This is a genomic window from Thermacetogenium phaeum DSM 12270, from assembly GCF_000305935.1.
GTDB lineage: Bacteria > Bacillota > DSM-12270 > Thermacetogeniales > Thermacetogeniaceae > Thermacetogenium > Thermacetogenium phaeum.
Map to the genome: position 1 here is coordinate 1,092,318 of NC_018870.1, position 15,925 is coordinate 1,108,242.

A 15,925-nucleotide genomic window follows, 5' to 3' on the forward strand; every position below is an offset into this window, starting at 1 on the left:
CAGACAAAAAAGGGGGGCTCCTTCGCCCTACCGTTTCTCCAATCCCAAAGGACCGACCGCCGAGAGGCCTCAACTCATCCTTGCTGTAGCCGGGTTTACGAATCGCTGCCAGGGGTATTATCCCCCTTCCCCGGTAAAAATAAAAGATAAAAAAGGGAAGAAGGTGGACTCTGGTGCGCCCTCTCTGGCAGGGTTCGATCAGCTTCGGGCTGGTGAGCATCCCCGTGAAAGTGTTTCCGGCGCTTGAAGACCGCAGCATTAAATTTCGCTTTTTACACAACGAGTGCCATACTCCCTTGATTTACGAGCGTAAGTGTCCGCACTGCAACCGCGCGGTTGCCATGGAAGAAATAGTGAGGGCCTATGAGTATGAAAAGGGGAGGTTTGTGGTTATCGAGGAGGAGCTCTTAAATGTTCCCGGAGAGCCGCTGCATACCGTCGAAATCCTGGATTTTGTCCGCCTGGCGGAGATCGATCCCATTTATTTTGCCAGGCCCTACTACCTGGCTCCCGGTCTGGGCGGGGAGAAGGCGTACGCTTTGCTGCACAGGACGATGCAGGAGCAGGGACAGGTAGCCGTCGCCAGGACGAGGCTGCGCAGCAAAGAATCACTCGTTGCCCTGAGAGTATTCCGGCAGGTGCTGTTGATGTCCCAGATGTACTATCATGATGAAATCCGCCCTGTGGACGCCGTCTTGCTTCCCGGAAAAAATGTGGAATTAACGGCCACGGAACTGAAGATGGCATCTGAACTGATCGGCAATCTGTCCGGGAGTTTTCAGCCGGAAAAATATCAGGATCAATACCGGAAGAGGCTGGAGGAGGCCATAGCTGCCAAGATTGCCGGGGAGGAGGTAAAGATTGCTCCGGCTGCCCCGGCGGCAAAAGTTGTCGATTTGGTGGAAGCACTGAAGGCCAGTCTGGAAATGACGAAGGAAAAAAGGGATGAGAAAGTAAGAAAAAGAAGGAAGAAAAAAGAGGCGGCTGCCGGTAATAGATAAGAGGCATCTACCCCCTTTACCTCTTCTGCCAGAAGAAGTATACTTGGTTAACGGGTGGCATATTATCCCATTGATCCGGTGTGCCGTTTACCGGCATCTCTCTAAGCCATAGTCGGGGAGGAGATTGGGTGGAAGACCGCTACTACTGGGCCGCATTACAGATCAGCCTGGAGTTAGGGAGCCACAGCCTCTTTAGTCTCTACCGGTATTTTCCGGCGGGGGAGGCCGTTTTCCGGTCTGACGAAAAGGATATCAAAAGGGTGCCCAACCTGTCCCCACAGGTTGCCGAAAGGATCATCCGTTATCGCCGGAATGTGGAACCGGAGAGGGTGGCAGAGGAGTTGCTGAAGAAGGGGATCAGGGTAACCCTTTTGGGGGAGGCGGATTACCCGGCGATGCTTTCTAATATCATGGAGCCGCCGGTGATCCTCTATACGAAGGGTGAACTACCGGATCCCCAACTGCCGCTGATAGCCGTAGTGGGGGCGCGCAGGGCCACGCCGTATGGGAAAGTGGTAGCCCGCAAACTCGCCCGGGAACTGGTGGAGGCAGGGTGGGGTGTCGTTAGCGGAATGGCCAGGGGTATTGATACTGCCGCCCACGAGGGAGCTCTAGAAGGAAACGGTTATACCCTGGCGGTTTTCGGTTGTGGGATTAACATTTGCTACCCCCGGGAGAACCGGAGGCTCATGGAGAGCATCAGGGATAAGGGCTGTCTGCTCAGCGAGTTTCCCCCCGATACCCCTCCTCTGGCAAGGAATTTCCCCATCAGAAACAGGATTATCAGCGGGTGTGCTCTGGGAACCGTCGTGGTGGAGGCAGGGGAGAAAAGCGGATCGCTGATAACAGCAGGTTTTGCTCTGGAGCAGGGACGGGAGGTTTTTGCTGTACCGGGGCCTGTGACGAGTGCTAACAGCCGGGGGGCGCACAGATTGATCAAGCAGGGGGCCAAGCTTGTGGAAACCGTTTCCGACATTCTGGAGGAATTCCCGTATATCAAGCGGATGCAGGCGGTATCTCAACCTCCGGAGAAGAAAGAGACCAACCTGACGCTCGAAGAGGCTGCCGTTTTCCAGCACTTAAGCCTCGAGCCTGTGTCCCTTGAGCATTTAGCAGAGAGGGCGGGTCTGCCTGTTTCCGTTGTCGGGGCTGTCCTAACGATGCTGGAAATTAAGGGCCTGGTGCAGAGGCTGCCGGGGCCGTTTTATATAAAGTCCGACGTGTAATTATAATCATAAAGGGGAAATAACATGGCAAAAGTACTCGTTATTGTAGAATCACCGGCAAAGGCGCGCGCCATCACCAAATTCTTAGGGCGAAAGTATGCTGTCAAGGCGTCGCTGGGGCATGTGCGCGATCTCCCCAAAAGCCAGCTCGGCGTAGACGTGGAGAACGGATATCAGCCAAAATACATTACGATCCGTGGAAAAGGAGATGTTATCAAGGAACTGCGCGGGGCGGCAAAGAAAGCGGAAACCGTCTTGCTGGGTCCGGACCCGGACCGCGAGGGGGAGGCCATCGCCTGGCATCTGATGGAAATACTTGGGTTGCCTCCGGAAACCCCCTGCCGAATCGAGTTTCACGAAATAACCAAAAGTGCTCTGGAAAAGGCAGTCAAGGAGCCGCGCCTCATCGACAAGGCGCGGGTTGATGCCCAACAGTGCAGGCGGGTGCTTGATCGGCTGGTGGGCTACAAGCTGAGCCCTTTACTCTGGAGGAAGATCAAGCGGGGATTGAGCGCGGGGCGGGTGCAGTCGGTGGCTGTGCGCCTGATCTGCGACCGGGAAAAGGAGATTGCCGATTTTCAGCCGGAGGAATATTGGACAATTACCGGCCACTTCCGTACCGAAGAGAGCACCATCGAGGCTAATCTGATCCGCAGGGGGAAGGAAAAGGTCTCCCTGCCTACCGTTGAGGATGTTAACAGGGTGCTTGCCGAACTGGAAGGCGCCAGCTTTGTCGTGAGTAAGATCGAGAAGAAGGAACGCAAGCGCAACCCTTCTCCCCCCTTCACCACAAGCACCCTGCAGCAGGAGGCGAGCAGGAAGCTGAATTTTCCGGTCAAGAAGACGATGCTCGTCGCTCAGCAGCTGTATGAGGGATTGGATCTGGGCAGCGAAGGGATAGTAGGTTTGATCACCTATATGCGAACGGATTCTACAAGGATTGCGGAGACGGCCAGTGACGCTGCCCGGGCCTACATTGCTATGAAAATCGGGCAGGAATACCTTCCGGAGAAAGCTCCGGTCTATAAGGGGAAGGGGCGCTCTCAAGATGCCCATGAGGCCATCCGCCCCACAGACATCTACCGAGAGCCGGATCAGATTAAGAATTATTTGACGCGCGACCAGTACAGATTATACAAACTGATCTGGGAGCGCTTCCTGGCGAGCCAGATGAAACCGGCCGTCATTGAAGTAACAACCGTGGAGATTGAGGGGAAGGAGTACATTTTTCGGACCAGCGGCTCGGTGGTGCGCTTTCCGGGATATTTGCGGGTCTCAGCTGATGCAGACGAGGTGGACTCTCTCCTTCCTGAACTGGAGGAGGGGGAGCGTTTGGAACTTGTTAAACTGGAACCAAAGCAGCACTTTACACAGCCACCATCGCGCTATACTGAGGCTACTTTGGTGAAAGCCCTCGAGGAGAATGGTATCGGCAGGCCGAGCACATATGCTCCCATTATCGCCACCATTCAAAGCCGCGGGTATGTGGTCAAGGAGGATAAACAGCTCCGCCCGACGGAACTGGGACAGATCGTGGTCGACCTTCTGAAGGAATATTTTCCCAAAATAATAGATGTGGAATTTACTGCTCAGATGGAAGAAAAACTGGACCAGGTGGAGGAAGGTGTATACTCCTGGCAGGAAGTAGTGGATGATTTTTACCTTCCTTTCCAGGAAGACCTCCTCCAGGCGGAAAGAGAAATAGCGGTGATCCCGATAGAAGAGGAGTGCAGCGAGGAAAAGTGTCCGAAGTGCGGCCGGAACCTCAAGATAAAACAGGGAAGGTACGGAAAGTTCCTGGCTTGCCCGGGCTTCCCCGAGTGCCGGTACACCAAACAGTTTTATGAGGATGCCGGAGTGTCCTGCCCGCGCTGCGGCGGAAGAATTGTTATACGAAGGTCGCGGCGAGGGAGGAAATTTTACGGCTGCATCAATTACCCCGAATGTGATTTTACCTGCTGGGATGAGCCCGCAGCCAAAAACTGCCCGGAGTGCGGCTGTTTTCTGGTTTATCGTGGCAGTGGGAAAAAGAAGCTGGTTTGCCCGGATTGCGGGCAGACCTATCAGGAAGAACAATTGACGGAAGCGGAGGGGGTAAAATAATGTCGGTGCTGGTAGTCGTCGGTGGCGGTTTGGCCGGAACGGAGGCGGCCTGGCAGGCAAGCCGACTCGGTATCCAGGTCACCCTTTACGAAATGCGCCCGCTCAAACAGACACCTGCCCATCAAACCCACCTGCTTGCCGAGCTGGTTTGCAGCAACTCTCTCCGGGCGGCAGCCCTGACCAATGCCGTCGGGCTGCTCAAAGAGGAAATGAGGATGGCCGGCTCCCTGGTTATCCGGTGTGCCGATAGCAATTCTGTTCCCGCCGGTGGGGCTTTAGCCGTAGACAGAAGGCGCTTCTCTCAGGCAGTGACCGACGCCATTGCCGGCAATCCCCGGATCACTCTGATACGAAAGGAGATCGAGGAAATTCCGACCTTTCGCCCCCTGGTAATTGCTACTGGCCCGCTGACTTCGGAAGCCTTCAGCCGGAGTCTGGCGGCGTTTACGGGGGAAGAATACCTCTCTTTTTACGATGCTGTTGCTCCGATCGTCACCGCGGAGTCGCTGAACATGGCTGTTCTCTTCCGGCAATCCCGGTATGGAAAGGGGGAGGCGGCTTACCTGAATGCGCCTATGAATCAGGAGGAGTACCGGCGCTTTTGGGAAGCCCTCGTCTCTGCCGAGGTCAAAGAGCCGAAGGCTTTTGAACAGGGGTGTTTTTTTGAGGGGTGTTTGCCTGTAGAAGTGATGGCCCGGCGGGGCTTTGACACTCTTCGTTATGGGCCCCTCAAGCCGGTAGGGCTGATCGATCCCCGGACGGGGAAGGAGCCGTATGCCGTCGTGCAGTTGAGGCAGGATAATGCAGAGGGCACCATTTACAATCTGGTCGGTTTTCAGACACAGCTTAAGTGGAAGGAGCAGAAGCGGGTTTTTCGCCTCATTCCGGGGCTGGAAAGGGCTGAGTTCGTGCGTTATGGGGTGATACACCGGAATACCTTCCTTAAGGGGCCGCGGGTTCTGCTGCCTACCCTTCAGATGAGAAAGGACCCGGCCGTTCTCTGCGCCGGTCAGCTGACGGGTGTGGAGGGTTATGTGGAATCTGCGGCCAGCGGCTTCATTGCCGGAGTCAACGCCGCCCGCATAGCCCTGGGTAAAGAACCGCTGGCGCCTCCTGCCGAAACTGCGCACGGTGCCCTCTGCCATTATGTCGGCACCTCTCAAAGCCCCGATTTTCAGCCGATGAATGTCAACTTCGGGATCTTTCCTCCTCTGCCGCAAAGAGTGCGCCGCCTGGATAAAAAGGCGGCTTTAGCCAAAAGAGCCCTGGATTCCTGGTCCTGCTTTCTCGCCAGGATTTTCTAAAATACTTGCCGGAATACCCTTCTTGTGCTAGCATTCTGAATAATGAGGTAATTTCTTATTATGAAAAAATGGAAGTATTTTTGTGATGAATTTAAAAAATATTTGAAGATCCAGAAAAACCTGAGCGACAAGACCGTAATCAACTACATGTCCGATCTCCACCACTTCCGATGCTGGCTCGCTTCAAATTACGATCTCCGGGACCCGCTGGAGGTAACGACAAGGCATATCAGGGGTTATCTCGTCAGTTTATACGAGGGGGGTTATGCGCGGAGCACTGTTGCCCGCCATCTGTCCTGTTTGCGCACATTTTATAAATATCTGACCCGGATCAATGCCGTTTCTGCAAACCCGCTCACCCTTGTGCACAGTCCCAGGAAGGCCAGATACCTCCCACGGTTTTTATATCTCGATGAGGTTGTGAGGCTGTTGGATGCTGTTGGTGACGGCAGTGCCATTGCCCTTCGCGACCGGGCGCTCTTGGAGCTTCTTTACAGTTCCGGCCTTCGCGTCAGCGAAGTGGTGCAGCTCAATATCGGGGATGTTGACTTTTCCCTGCGGTCTCTGCGTGTCAAAGGAAAGGGGGGGAGGGAGCGGATCGTTCCTTTCGGAAACCCGGCTGCGATTGCTCTGAACAAGTATCTGCGGACGGCGCGGCCGCAGCTTGCGGGGTCGCCAAACCCCAGTCCCGGTGCTCCTTTCTTTGTCAACTGGAGGGGCAAACGCCTGACCACGAGAGGGCTATACGGAATTATTGTAGGCTACTTGCACAAGGTGGCACCGGATCGGAACCTGACTCCCCATTCACTGCGCCATACCTTTGCCACCCACCTACTGGAGGGGGGAGCAGATCTGCGCTCTGTACAGGAGTTACTGGGCCATGCCCGGATGTCCAGCACACAGATATACACTCATATTACGGGAGAGCGAATTAAGGCGGTTTACGAAAGGGCGCATCCCAGGGCTAAAGAACATGGAAAAGGGGGTTAAGATCCTTGTTTGCGGCGACAACGGTGATCTGTGTGCGAAAAGATGGGAAGGTTGCTATCGGCGGGGACGGACAGGTCACCTTTGCCAGCAATGTGATCTTGAAAGCACATGCCTGCAAGGTGAGAAAGATGTACCATGACCGCGTCCTGGCGGGATTCGCGGGATCGGTTGCCGATTCCTTGACGCTCTTTGATAAATTTGAGCGGAAGCTGGAAGAATACCGGGGCAATCTGCTGCGGGCTGCGGTGGAACTGGCGCGGGACTGGCGTCTCGACCGCATCCTGCGCCGTTTGGAGGCCCTTCTGGTGGTAGCGGACCTTGAGCACCTCCTGGTCATCTCGGGAAGCGGTGAGGTCATCGAGCCCGATGATGGGATTGCGGCGGTCGGTTCAGGGGGGCCTTACGCTCTGGCGGCGGCGCGAGCACTGCTGCGCCACAGCGACCTGGATGCGGCGGGGATTGTCCGCGCTGCCCTGGAGATTGCCTCTTCGATATGTATCTATACGAATGACCACATTACCGTAGAAACATTATAAGGGGTGAAGGTTTAAGTGGAGGAATTGACCCCGCGACAGATCGTTGCCGAGCTCGACCGGTATATCGTCGGCCAGCGGGAGGCCAAAAAGGCGGTTGCCATTGCCTTGCGCAACAGATACCGGAGGCGCCTCCTGCCGCCGGAATTGCGGGATGAGATAATGCCGAAAAACATCCTCATGATCGGGCCTACCGGAGTCGGGAAGACGGAGATAGCCAGGCGGCTGGCCAGGCTGGTTAATGCCCCTTTTGTCAAGGTAGAAGCGACTAAATTCACAGAAGTCGGCTATGTTGGACGGGACGCCGAATCTATGGTGCGCGACCTTGTGGAGGTCGCCATCAGAATGGTGAAGAAGGAGAAAATGTCCGAAGTGTCAGAAAAGGCGGCCAGGCTGGCGGAGGAGCGCATTTTGGAGATTCTGGCTCCTTCCCCCAAACGCAGGAGGCCGGCGAAGAACCCCCTGGAAGCCCTTTTCGGGGAGATGGGGGAGAGTGCGAGCGAAGTTGATGACACCGTGGAGAGCCAGAGCAGCAGGCAACTGCGTGAAAGGATCGCAGCGGAACTGCGCTCCGGCGCCCTGGAGGACCGCCAGATCGAGATTGAGATCGAAGAAACGCCTCAGAAGACTCTAGAAGTCTTTACTTTGGGCGGAATGGAAGAGATGGGGATTAATCTCCAGGACATGCTCGGCAGCTTTCTTCCCAGGAAAAAGAAGAAGCGCCGGGTGACCGTCAGGGAGGCGCGCCGCATCCTTGCCCAGGAGGAAGCCCAGAAGCTAATCGACATGGATGAGGTTGTATCTCAGGCCATTGAGCGGGCGGAACAGACGGGGATTATCTTTCTGGACGAAATAGATAAGATCGCCGGAAGGGAGAATTCCTACGGCCCCGATGTTTCTCGCGGCGGAGTACAGCGTGACATTCTGCCGGTTATTGAGGGTTCGACGGTGATGACAAAGTACGGCCCGGTCAAAACAGATTATATTTTGTTCATCGCCGCGGGGGCCTTTCATGTATCCAAACCCTCTGATTTGATTCCGGAACTTCAGGGGCGTTTTCCCATTCGGGTGGAACTGGAACCTCTAGGGAAGGAGGATTTTTTGAGGATCCTTACCGAGCCCGATAACTCTCTTATCCGACAGTACACGGAGCTGCTGCGAACAGAGGAAATTGATGTCGAGTTTACGCCTGATGCCCTGGCCAAAATCGCTGAAATGGCCAATTTGGTGAACACCAGAACGGAAAATATCGGCGCCAGGCGTCTCCATACCATTATGGAAAAGGTTATCGAGGACATATCTTTCCAGGCACCGGATCTGCCGCAGCAGAGGATCGTTATCGACAAGGAATATGTGTCCGAACGCTTAGCCGATATTGTCGCCGATAAGGATCTAAGCAGTTATATTCTCTAGGTTTAAAAGCGGGGGATGGGAGAGATGGAAAACTTGCTGGATAAGACCCGCGCCATCAAGGACTTATTGTTAGGCGGCGGGGGGCCGGATGCCTTTGAAGTGATCGTCCGGGTTTTAAGCAAACAAATAGGCGCCAATGTTTATCTTGTTGGGCGGCGGGGTAAGATCCTGGGTTACCACTTCCTCGAAGATTCCCAATGCGAAAAGATCGAGGAAATCCTTAATTATAGTGAACGCTTTCCGGAAAGCTACAACCGCACACTGCTTTCGATTATGGAAACGCAGCCAAATCTGGTTTACTCGGGGAAAAAGCAGTGTCTGTTTGCACCTGAAGATTGTCCTTTCTCGGATAGGTTTGTAACCGTCATTCCCATTTACGGTGGTGGGGAGCGCCTGGGAAACATGCTGATAATGAGAATGAAGAGCAGTTTCACCATTGAGGAACTGTTCCTTGCCGAGTACGGCGCCCTGACAGTGGGAATGGAGGTCATGCGCATCAAAGCCGAGCGGGCGGAGATGGACACGAGGAAAAGGGCTTCCGTACAGATAGCTTTGAGCACCCTTTCCTTTTCCGAACTGAAAGCCGCCGAGCATGTCTTTCGAGAGCTGGGAGGTCGTGAGGGCTTGATTGTGGCCAGCCGCGTTGCCGACAGGACAGGGATTACCCGTTCGGTGATCGTTAACTCCTTACGCAAACTCGAAAGCGCCGGTGTCATTAAAACCAGGTCGCTGGGAATGAAAGGTACTTACATAAGCATAATCAATGAAAACTTGCCGGTCGAACTAAAGAACTGGCTCAGTAGAAAAGGAATGGAAATTTAGTTTAGGACCAACGCATTAGTAAAAATGCGGTGTCAAAAATTTTTTTGACACCGCCTTACTTTTTGTCGAGATAAGAAGGATAATTACCGATTTTCCGCATCAAGACAAATCTTATTTAAACCTCGATGAAGAGGATTTTTTAAAAAAGTTTAGGTTCAAGAGGATCGGATTTAGCTTCAACCAGTATCCATGTTAGCCAACTCCATTGGTTTGACTTTCAAGGCATCTAATATATCATGCATAAACGGCTTGATATTACCGATCTGCTGAACTACCTGACCATTGACGGTCAGGGTGACAATGGCCGGCATGCGGAACATAAAAAGCGCCTGCTTGGCCGATTTAGCGAGCCCTTCTTGCTGGCAGACATACTCGATCAGGGCATAGACTATAAGGGCGATGATATTGACCAGAACCAGGGATCTGATCCGATCGTCTGACTGCAGGAACACCGGCCTGATCTTGAGGGTGCTCTTCGTCGTCCGGAATCGGGCTTCCACCCGGTGGCGGGACTTGTACCCCTCCAGCACTTGGTTTGCATCGTGGGTCGCTCTCGCCAGGCTGGTGGCCAGGATGTACTTCCCCAGGAGGCGGTGCTGCTGCTCCAGCATCTCCGGGTTGTAGCTCCAGCTAAGGTCGAGACTGCCGTTTTCGCCCTCAAGACTGATGTCAAACAGCGGTCGCAGGTTGCCGTGGCCTTCGAAGGCCTTGTTGATCTGGCCGATCACGTACTCCCTATTCTTGAACTTGCGGATGTTTAAGGAGCCCTTTATCTTGTCGAGTCTCTTAGCTATTTTATCGAGCTGTTTATCAAGGGTCTTGCGCTGCTGTTCATAGAGTTCCTCGCTCTTTACGACCACCGCCCTGCAGGTGTAATGCCTGCCATCGTGGGTGAAGCTGTAGGTGGTGTCGATCCCGGAGTAGCCGCCCTTGCCCTTGGCCGAGGTGTAGGCCAGGGGCTGGAACTGTTCCTCGGGGAAGCTGAGGATGAATTCCCTGTCCTTGCAGGCAAGCGGCCCCAGGAACTTCATCTTTTTTCTGAGCAGTGCAGCCAGATTGGGCTTGGTCATCATCGCCCGGTCGCCGATGATTAAAAAGTCTTTCTTTTTGAGCCGCTTCTTCAGCGTCTCCAGGTTCTTTAAGGCCTCTTTCTGGTCGGAGGCGTTGCCGGGGAGGAGGCGGTGGCATAGGGGAATGCCCCCCTTGGCCGTCACGTTCAGTTCCACCACCGCCTGCTTCTTGTCCTTCTTCTGGTCACGACTGTAGCCGAGCCTGATCAGTTCGCTTTCGTCGTAGTCCCCTTCAAAGTAGAAAGAGGTGAGGTCCCAGAGTATCTGGTCTGTATCGATTTTGCCGAAGCGGGAAAGAACACTGAGCACGATGGCTTCTTCGATATCGTTTTCGTAGGGAGCAATTGCATCCAGCGCCCTTCCCACCCTGTCGTCGTTCAGCTTATCAGGCGGTATCCCGTAGAGTTCCAGGACGCCTCTTGCCTCAGCCCATTCTTCAATGTACAGAAGCGGGCAGGGATCGTTGAGACGGTTTAGAACCAGTTGCTCGATCACCTGGCCATGGGTTAGCCCTCCCTCGACATTACGTTTCATGGGCACGATCCTGTCCACGATATCCCGGATGCCCAGGGCCCGGAGGAACGGACCCAGCAGGTAGAGGGAGCCGATCGTCTTCATGGTATCGATATTGATGTTAATCCCTGGTATGCTCTGAAAACGGTTGACGGGCTTTCCCTGAAACAGGCCGGAGTAATTTCTTCTCTTGTAGGACATAAGGCGCACCTTCCTTTAAAAAATGCCGGTTTTATAGGAAATTCGCGCCTTGTTAAAGATTTCCTCCTTTCTTGAGAAAAATTTTTAAAAAATTTTTCGCCTGATTAAAAATTGCTTAGTACGGAAGATGGGTAATTAAAGATCAAATAGAAAGTATTACTAATATATATCAATATAATGCAGGGTTCTCGACTTGTCAGTCCTATTGAATTGTTATCGATTTTTACCACTAATCCCAGACGGATGAAAGGCGGGTAGAGCAGATGATTGCCGATTTGGGGCAGCCATTGGTTCCCCTCTTACAAAAAGCCCTCGATGCCGGTTGGTTGCGGCAGCAGGTGATCAGCTATAACATCGCCAATGCCAGTACGCCCAATTACAAGAGATGGGATGTGGATTTCGGAAAGATTTTCAAAGAAAAGGCGGCCTGCAGCCTTCCTCTGGCCCGGACGCATCACGCCCATTTCGCAGAAAAGGAGAGTGGGATTTCCGGGCTGATCTACCGGGATCTGCAGTCGCGGCTGAGAAATGACGGGAATAATGTCGATCCCGATGCGGAAATGGCTTTACAGGCGGCCACAGTCTTGCAGTATAATCTCCTGACGCGCCTGGTCAGCGACCACCTCAACATGTTGCGCACGGCCATTACAGAAGGGAGATGATGGCAATGGGTTTGTTTACAGGCTTTCAGATCAGCGGCAGCGGCCTGACCGCCCAGCGCCTGCGCCTGGATGTCATCGCCGGCAATATCGCCAATGCGGAAACGACGCGCTCTGGCGAGGTGGATGCCGACGGACGTCCGCTTCCCTACCGGAGGAAAATGGTGGTATTGGAGGCGGGCAGACCTTTTGATTATTACCTGGGCAAGAAAGACCCGTGTGGTGTTCGCGTCAGGGGGATTGTCGAGGATGCTGCGCCGCCCCGCCTGGTGTACAATCCGGATCATCCCGATGCCGATCCCCAGGGTTATGTGCGCATGCCCAATGTGAATGTCCTCGAGGAAATGGTTGACCTGATCGATGCAACCAGAGCTTATGAAGCGAATGTCGCAGCACTCAATGCCACAAAAGAAATGTGCCTGCGTGCCCTGGATATCGGCCGCCGGTAAGTTAACAGGGAGGTGGTTTAATGGATCTCCTGATAACGGAAAAACTGGGAACGCCGGGTTTGCTCTTGAAGACGAGAGAACGTTCTGGAGCGGAAGCGGAAATCCCGTTTCTGGAATATTACTGGCGCGCTCTGCAGGATGTCAATGATCTGCAAAGAGAGGCGGAAAGGAAGGCTGAAGAGGTGGTAGCAGGTAATGCCCAAAGTTTTCACGAGGTTGTAATCGCAATGGAGAAAGCGGCACTCGGTCTGCAGTTGTTGGCGAGATTCCAGAATAAAGCCGTCGAGGCCTATCAGGAAATCATGCGCCTGCAGTTATAAGAATTGGGTTGGTCGGTCGTGAAGGAGGCAGTTCTCAGGCAAAAGGACAAGATTATCCAATTTTGGAACAGGCTCTCCGGAAAGCAGAGGATCTTCTTCTGTACCGGGGTGGCTGTAATTGCCGTCGTTGCCCTGTTGCTGACCATATTTGCCGGAAGGCCGAAATTTGTACCTCTCTACACTAACCTTGATCCCCAGGATGCCGCCTCCATTACGGAGTACCTGAAGGAGAAGAAGATTCTCTATAAACTAGAGAATGGGGGAGCAACTATTCTCGTGCCGGAAGCGCAGAAGGATGAGCTGAGGCTTTCCCTTGCCAACGAGGGCATTCCCAAGGGGGGGAGTGTGGGCTTTGAGTCCTTTAACCAGACGCGCTTTGGAGAAACAGAAAGTGAGCGCAGGGTGAGGTACCTCGTGGCTCTGCAAGGGGAACTGGAGCGGACGATCAGCAAACTGGATCCTGTTGAAGATGTCCGTGTCCATATAGTCATCCCGGAACCATCCCTTTTCCTGGAAAACGAGGCTGAAGCCACGGCGGCAGTTCTCGTTAAGTTAAAACCGGGCTCGAGCCTCAAGGAGGAGCAGGTTTACGGGATCATGCACCTGGTGGCGAGCGGGGTTGAAGGTCTGAAGAGTGAAAACGTAACGGTGGTAGACACTAAAGGGAATATCCTTTCCGGAGGAGCGCCAAGCGAGGCGGTGCAGTCTGCCAGGATGACGACCGATCAGATGGAAATCGAACGGGAGTACGAAAAAAACCTGGAAAGATCCCTTAAGGGGATGCTTGAGCAGATTGTCGGGCAGGGTAAAGCGGTTGTGCGCGCCAACGCCACCCTTGATTTCGATCGGGTGGAGATTCGCAGGGAAACCTTTGGGGATAAGACGATAAGAAGCCAACAGGTGGAGGAGGAGAACACAACCTCCGGTGGTCTGCCGCCTGCCGGTACTGCAGGAACACCGGCCAATATTCCCACCTACGAAGAAATTGGGGGTGGGGCGGCTCCATCCCAAACGCAGATCAACAGGACGACAACCAACTATGAGATCGACAAAGAGGATGAGTACAGGGTGGTTGCCCCAGGAGCGGTGAAACAGCTTTCCCTGTCCGTTGTGCTGGACGGGGAACTGGACCCCCTGCGCCAGCAGGAGATTACCGATTTGGTAAGCGCAGCCGCCGGCCTGCAACCGGAGCGGGGGGATCAGCTGACTGTGGCCAGTATCCCCTTCGATCGCACCTGGTCGCAGAATATGGAAAGAGAGATGGCGGAAAGGGAGAAGCGTCGGCAATGGCTGATTTACGGGATTGCCGGGTTGATTTTGATAAGCCTCCTTGTCTTGCTCGCCGTTTTGGCGAATAGAAGACGGGAGCGCAGAGTTGCCCTTGACCGGCTCGCAGGAACGCAGCTTACCGTGGAGGAGGCCCTGGCGGCCCAGGAACCCGAGCTTACCCAAGAGGAAAAGGAGAGAGCCCGGATTTTAGAGCAACTGCAGCGCCAGGTGCGACAGAACCCAGAACAGGTTGCTCAGGTGTTAAGAGCCTGGTTGGCCGAAGAGCAGAGGTGACGACGGGATGAAGAATTTGACGGGAAGCAAGAAAGCGGCGATCCTGTTAATATCCCTGGGGCCCGAGCTCTCATCGCTGCTCTTTAAACATCTTTCGGAAGAAGAAGTGGAAAAGTTGACCCTGGAAATAGCCAACATCAGAAGGGTTCCTCAAGAGGAAAGGGATGAAATCTTCCAGGAGTTTTATCAAATGTGGCTGGCCAGCGACTACATCAGCCAGGGGGGGATTGAGTACGCCAGAGAACTCCTGGAAAAAGCCTTTGGGGAGAAGAAGGCGTCGGAGATCATCGGTCGCCTGACGGCAACCCTCCAGGTGCGGCCCTTTGATTTTATCAGGAAGGCGGATCCCAGTCAGTTGATCAACTTTATTCAAAACGAGCATCCACAGACCATTGCACTGATCCTGGCTTATCTGGAACCCGATCAGGCGGCGTCTGTGCTCTCGGCGCTGCCGCCGGAGCTGCAGGTCGATGTGGCGAGAAGAATAGCCTTGATGGATCGGACGACACCGGAGGTGCTGAGAGAGGTGGAAAAGGTCCTGGAGCGTAAGCTCTCATCAGTGATGTCCCAGGATTATACGACCGCAGGAGGGGTTCAGGCGCTCGTCGAGGTTCTCAACAGGGTTGACCGGGCGACCGAAAAAACCATTATTGAAACACTGGAAATTCAGGACCCTGAGCTGGCGGATAATGTCAAAAAGTTGCTCTTCGTCTTTGAAGACATCGTCCAGCTTGATGACCGCTCCGTACAGCTGATTCTCAGGGAGGTTGATTCCCATGACCTCGCCCTTGCCCTGAAAGGCGCGGGGGAGGAGGTAATGAGCAAGATCGAACGCAACATTTCTAAGCGGGCTGCCCAGATGCTGAAAGAGGACATTCAGTATATGGGACCGGTGCGGCTGCGCGATGTGGAAGAGGCGCAGCAGAGGATTGTCGCCGTGATACGCTCCTTGGAAGAACAGGGTCAGATCATCATCACCAGGGGTGGGAAGGATGAGATCATTGTCTAAGGTGATCAAGGCCAGCTGCTTCTCCTTATCCTCCCCCCGGGTGGTCCGGGCGCGGGCAGAAAAGCCATTGCCTCGCATGGGGGATGGAGAGGAGGCTTTTTTGGACCCCGCGGAAGCCCGGAGGATCGTTGCCGAAACAGAAGAGATGGTGCAGCATCTCCTGAATGAGGCCAGGGAGCGGGCGGAGAAGGTGCTGTCCGAAGCCCGTCTGGAAGCGGAGCGGATCCTGCAGGAGGCCCGGGAGAAGAGCTGTGCCCTGCAGGAGGAGGCGAGAGAAAAAGGCTATCAAGAGGGGTTGCAGGCCGCCCGGGAGTCGCTGCGGGAGGAACGGAAAAAACTGGAGGAAGAAATAGCCAGCATCAAGGAAAGTCTGGAAACAGAAAAAAAGAGGATCATCCGGGAACTGGAGCCCGAACTGCTGGAGTTGGCGACGGTGATAGCCAGGAGGGTTCTTCATGCCGAGCTTACCATTGCTCCGGATCAGATCGCTGCCATTGCCAGAGCTGTTCTCGAGAGGGCGCAGGGTGCCGGTGAAACTGTGCTGAAGGTCAACTCCGGTGATTATGATGCCATCAGCGGCTTGCTTGCCGGAGAAGCACAGAAGGGGGGTGCGGTCAGGGTGGAGGTTGATAACTCCCTGCCGATGGGCTGCCTGGCGGAAACCCCCTTCGGTACCGTTGACGGCACTGTTGAGGGGCAGTTGCAGGAGGTGATCGGCGACCTCCAGGAGGTGAGCCGGACTGATTAGC

Annotated in this window: 15 protein-coding genes; 14 read left to right on the forward strand and 1 reads right to left on the reverse strand. The window is 54.4% G+C overall.

Going from position 1 to position 15,925, the window contains the following annotated elements; all coding sequences use genetic code 11:
• Positions 1 to 173: 173 nt before the first annotated feature.
• From ku to codY, 8 genes are all read left to right on the forward strand, one after another.
• Entirely contained in the window at positions 174 to 1,001 is an 828-nt protein-coding gene (gene ku / locus TPH_RS05355) for a non-homologous end joining protein Ku (RefSeq protein ID WP_015050173.1), read from the forward strand.
• Between the two features lie 128 nt (positions 1,002 to 1,129).
• Positions 1,130 to 2,227 carry a DNA-processing protein DprA gene (gene dprA / locus TPH_RS05360; protein ID WP_015050174.1) on the forward strand — a complete coding sequence of 366 codons (1,098 nt, stop codon included), beginning with the start codon at positions 1,130 to 1,132 and terminating at the stop codon, positions 2,225 to 2,227.
• Between the two features lie 24 nt (positions 2,228 to 2,251).
• Positions 2,252 to 4,330, forward strand: coding sequence for a type I DNA topoisomerase (gene topA, locus TPH_RS05365; RefSeq protein ID WP_015050175.1), 2,079 nt, complete (start codon positions 2,252 to 2,254; stop codon positions 4,328 to 4,330).
• Positions 4,330 to 5,634 carry a methylenetetrahydrofolate--tRNA-(uracil(54)-C(5))-methyltransferase (FADH(2)-oxidizing) TrmFO gene (gene trmFO, locus TPH_RS05370; protein WP_015050176.1) on the forward strand — a complete coding sequence of 435 codons (1,305 nt, stop codon included), beginning with the start codon at positions 4,330 to 4,332 and terminating at the stop codon, positions 5,632 to 5,634. Before topA ends, trmFO begins: the two co-directional genes overlap by 1 nt.
• Positions 5,635 to 5,694: 60 nt before the next feature.
• Positions 5,695 to 6,624 (forward strand): tyrosine recombinase XerC, encoded by a 930-nt coding sequence (gene xerC, locus TPH_RS05375; protein ID WP_015050177.1) that lies wholly within the window; start codon positions 5,695 to 5,697, stop codon positions 6,622 to 6,624.
• Between the two features lie 5 nt (positions 6,625 to 6,629).
• On the forward strand, positions 6,630 to 7,160 hold the full coding sequence (gene hslV, locus TPH_RS05380; protein ID WP_015050178.1) for an ATP-dependent protease subunit HslV: 531 nt from the start codon (positions 6,630 to 6,632) through the stop codon (positions 7,158 to 7,160).
• A gap of 15 nt (positions 7,161 to 7,175) precedes the next feature.
• Positions 7,176 to 8,570, forward strand: a complete 1,395-nt coding sequence (hslU, locus tag TPH_RS05385) for an ATP-dependent protease ATPase subunit HslU (RefSeq protein WP_015050179.1) — start codon at positions 7,176 to 7,178, stop codon at positions 8,568 to 8,570.
• Between the two features lie 24 nt (positions 8,571 to 8,594).
• Positions 8,595 to 9,392 (forward strand): GTP-sensing pleiotropic transcriptional regulator CodY, encoded by a 798-nt coding sequence (gene codY, locus TPH_RS05390; protein ID WP_015050180.1) that lies wholly within the window; start codon positions 8,595 to 8,597, stop codon positions 9,390 to 9,392.
• A gap of 176 nt (positions 9,393 to 9,568) precedes the next feature.
• On the opposite strand, the gene TPH_RS15940 is transcribed toward codY, so the two are convergent.
• Complete coding sequence (locus TPH_RS15940) at positions 9,569 to 11,176, reverse strand: IS1634 family transposase (RefSeq protein ID WP_015050181.1); 1,608 nt, start codon at positions 11,174 to 11,176, stop codon at positions 9,569 to 9,571.
• Between the two features lie 263 nt (positions 11,177 to 11,439).
• On the opposite strand from TPH_RS15940, the gene flgB reads away from it, so the two are divergent.
• The 6 genes from flgB to TPH_RS05425 are packed head-to-tail and all read left to right on the forward strand — an operon-like array spanning position 11,440 to position 15,924.
• The gene (gene flgB / locus TPH_RS05400; protein WP_015050182.1) at positions 11,440 to 11,838 is read left to right on the forward strand and encodes a flagellar basal body rod protein FlgB; all 399 of its coding nucleotides are present in this window, start codon (positions 11,440 to 11,442) and stop codon (positions 11,836 to 11,838) included.
• Positions 11,839 to 11,843: 5 nt separating this feature from the next.
• Complete coding sequence (gene flgC / locus TPH_RS05405; protein ID WP_028991046.1) at positions 11,844 to 12,284, forward strand: flagellar basal body rod protein FlgC; 441 nt, start codon at positions 11,844 to 11,846, stop codon at positions 12,282 to 12,284.
• Positions 12,285 to 12,304: 20 nt separating this feature from the next.
• The gene (gene fliE / locus TPH_RS05410) at positions 12,305 to 12,604 is read left to right on the forward strand and encodes a flagellar hook-basal body complex protein FliE (protein ID WP_015050184.1); all 300 of its coding nucleotides are present in this window, start codon (positions 12,305 to 12,307) and stop codon (positions 12,602 to 12,604) included.
• An 18-nt stretch (positions 12,605 to 12,622) separates the two neighbouring features.
• Positions 12,623 to 14,167: a flagellar basal-body MS-ring/collar protein FliF gene (gene fliF / locus TPH_RS05415; protein WP_015050185.1), complete on the forward strand. Its 1,545-nt coding sequence runs from the start codon at positions 12,623 to 12,625 to the stop codon at positions 14,165 to 14,167.
• A 7-nt stretch (positions 14,168 to 14,174) separates the two neighbouring features.
• Positions 14,175 to 15,176, forward strand: coding sequence for a flagellar motor switch protein FliG (fliG, locus tag TPH_RS05420; protein WP_015050186.1), 1,002 nt, complete (start codon positions 14,175 to 14,177; stop codon positions 15,174 to 15,176).
• Entirely contained in the window at positions 15,160 to 15,924 is a 765-nt protein-coding gene (locus TPH_RS05425) for a FliH/SctL family protein (RefSeq protein WP_015050187.1), read from the forward strand. Before fliG ends, TPH_RS05425 begins: the two co-directional genes overlap by 17 nt.
• Position 15,925: the final 1 nt, after the last annotated feature.

Bases quoted from the DNA above. Each gene is read 5' to 3' on its own strand.
- topA (WP_015050175.1), top strand. From the start codon at position 2,252: ATGGCAAAAGTACTCGTTATTGTAGAATCACCGGCAAAGGCGCGCGCC.
- flgC (WP_028991046.1), top strand. From the start codon at position 11,844: ATGGGTTTGTTTACAGGCTTTCAGATCAGCGGCAGCGGCCTGACCGCC.
- xerC (WP_015050177.1), top strand. From the start codon at position 5,695: ATGAAAAAATGGAAGTATTTTTGTGATGAATTTAAAAAATATTTGAAG.
- flgB (WP_015050182.1), top strand. From the start codon at position 11,440: ATGATTGCCGATTTGGGGCAGCCATTGGTTCCCCTCTTACAAAAAGCC.
- fliG (WP_015050186.1), top strand. From the start codon at position 14,175: ATGAAGAATTTGACGGGAAGCAAGAAAGCGGCGATCCTGTTAATATCC.
- TPH_RS15940 (WP_015050181.1), bottom strand. From the start codon at position 11,176: ATGTCCTACAAGAGAAGAAATTACTCCGGCCTGTTTCAGGGAAAGCCC.
- trmFO (WP_015050176.1), top strand. From the start codon at position 4,330: ATGTCGGTGCTGGTAGTCGTCGGTGGCGGTTTGGCCGGAACGGAGGCG.
- fliE (WP_015050184.1), top strand. From the start codon at position 12,305: ATGGATCTCCTGATAACGGAAAAACTGGGAACGCCGGGTTTGCTCTTG.
- TPH_RS05425 (WP_015050187.1), top strand. From the start codon at position 15,160: ATGAGATCATTGTCTAAGGTGATCAAGGCCAGCTGCTTCTCCTTATCC.
- codY (WP_015050180.1), top strand. From the start codon at position 8,595: ATGGAAAACTTGCTGGATAAGACCCGCGCCATCAAGGACTTATTGTTA.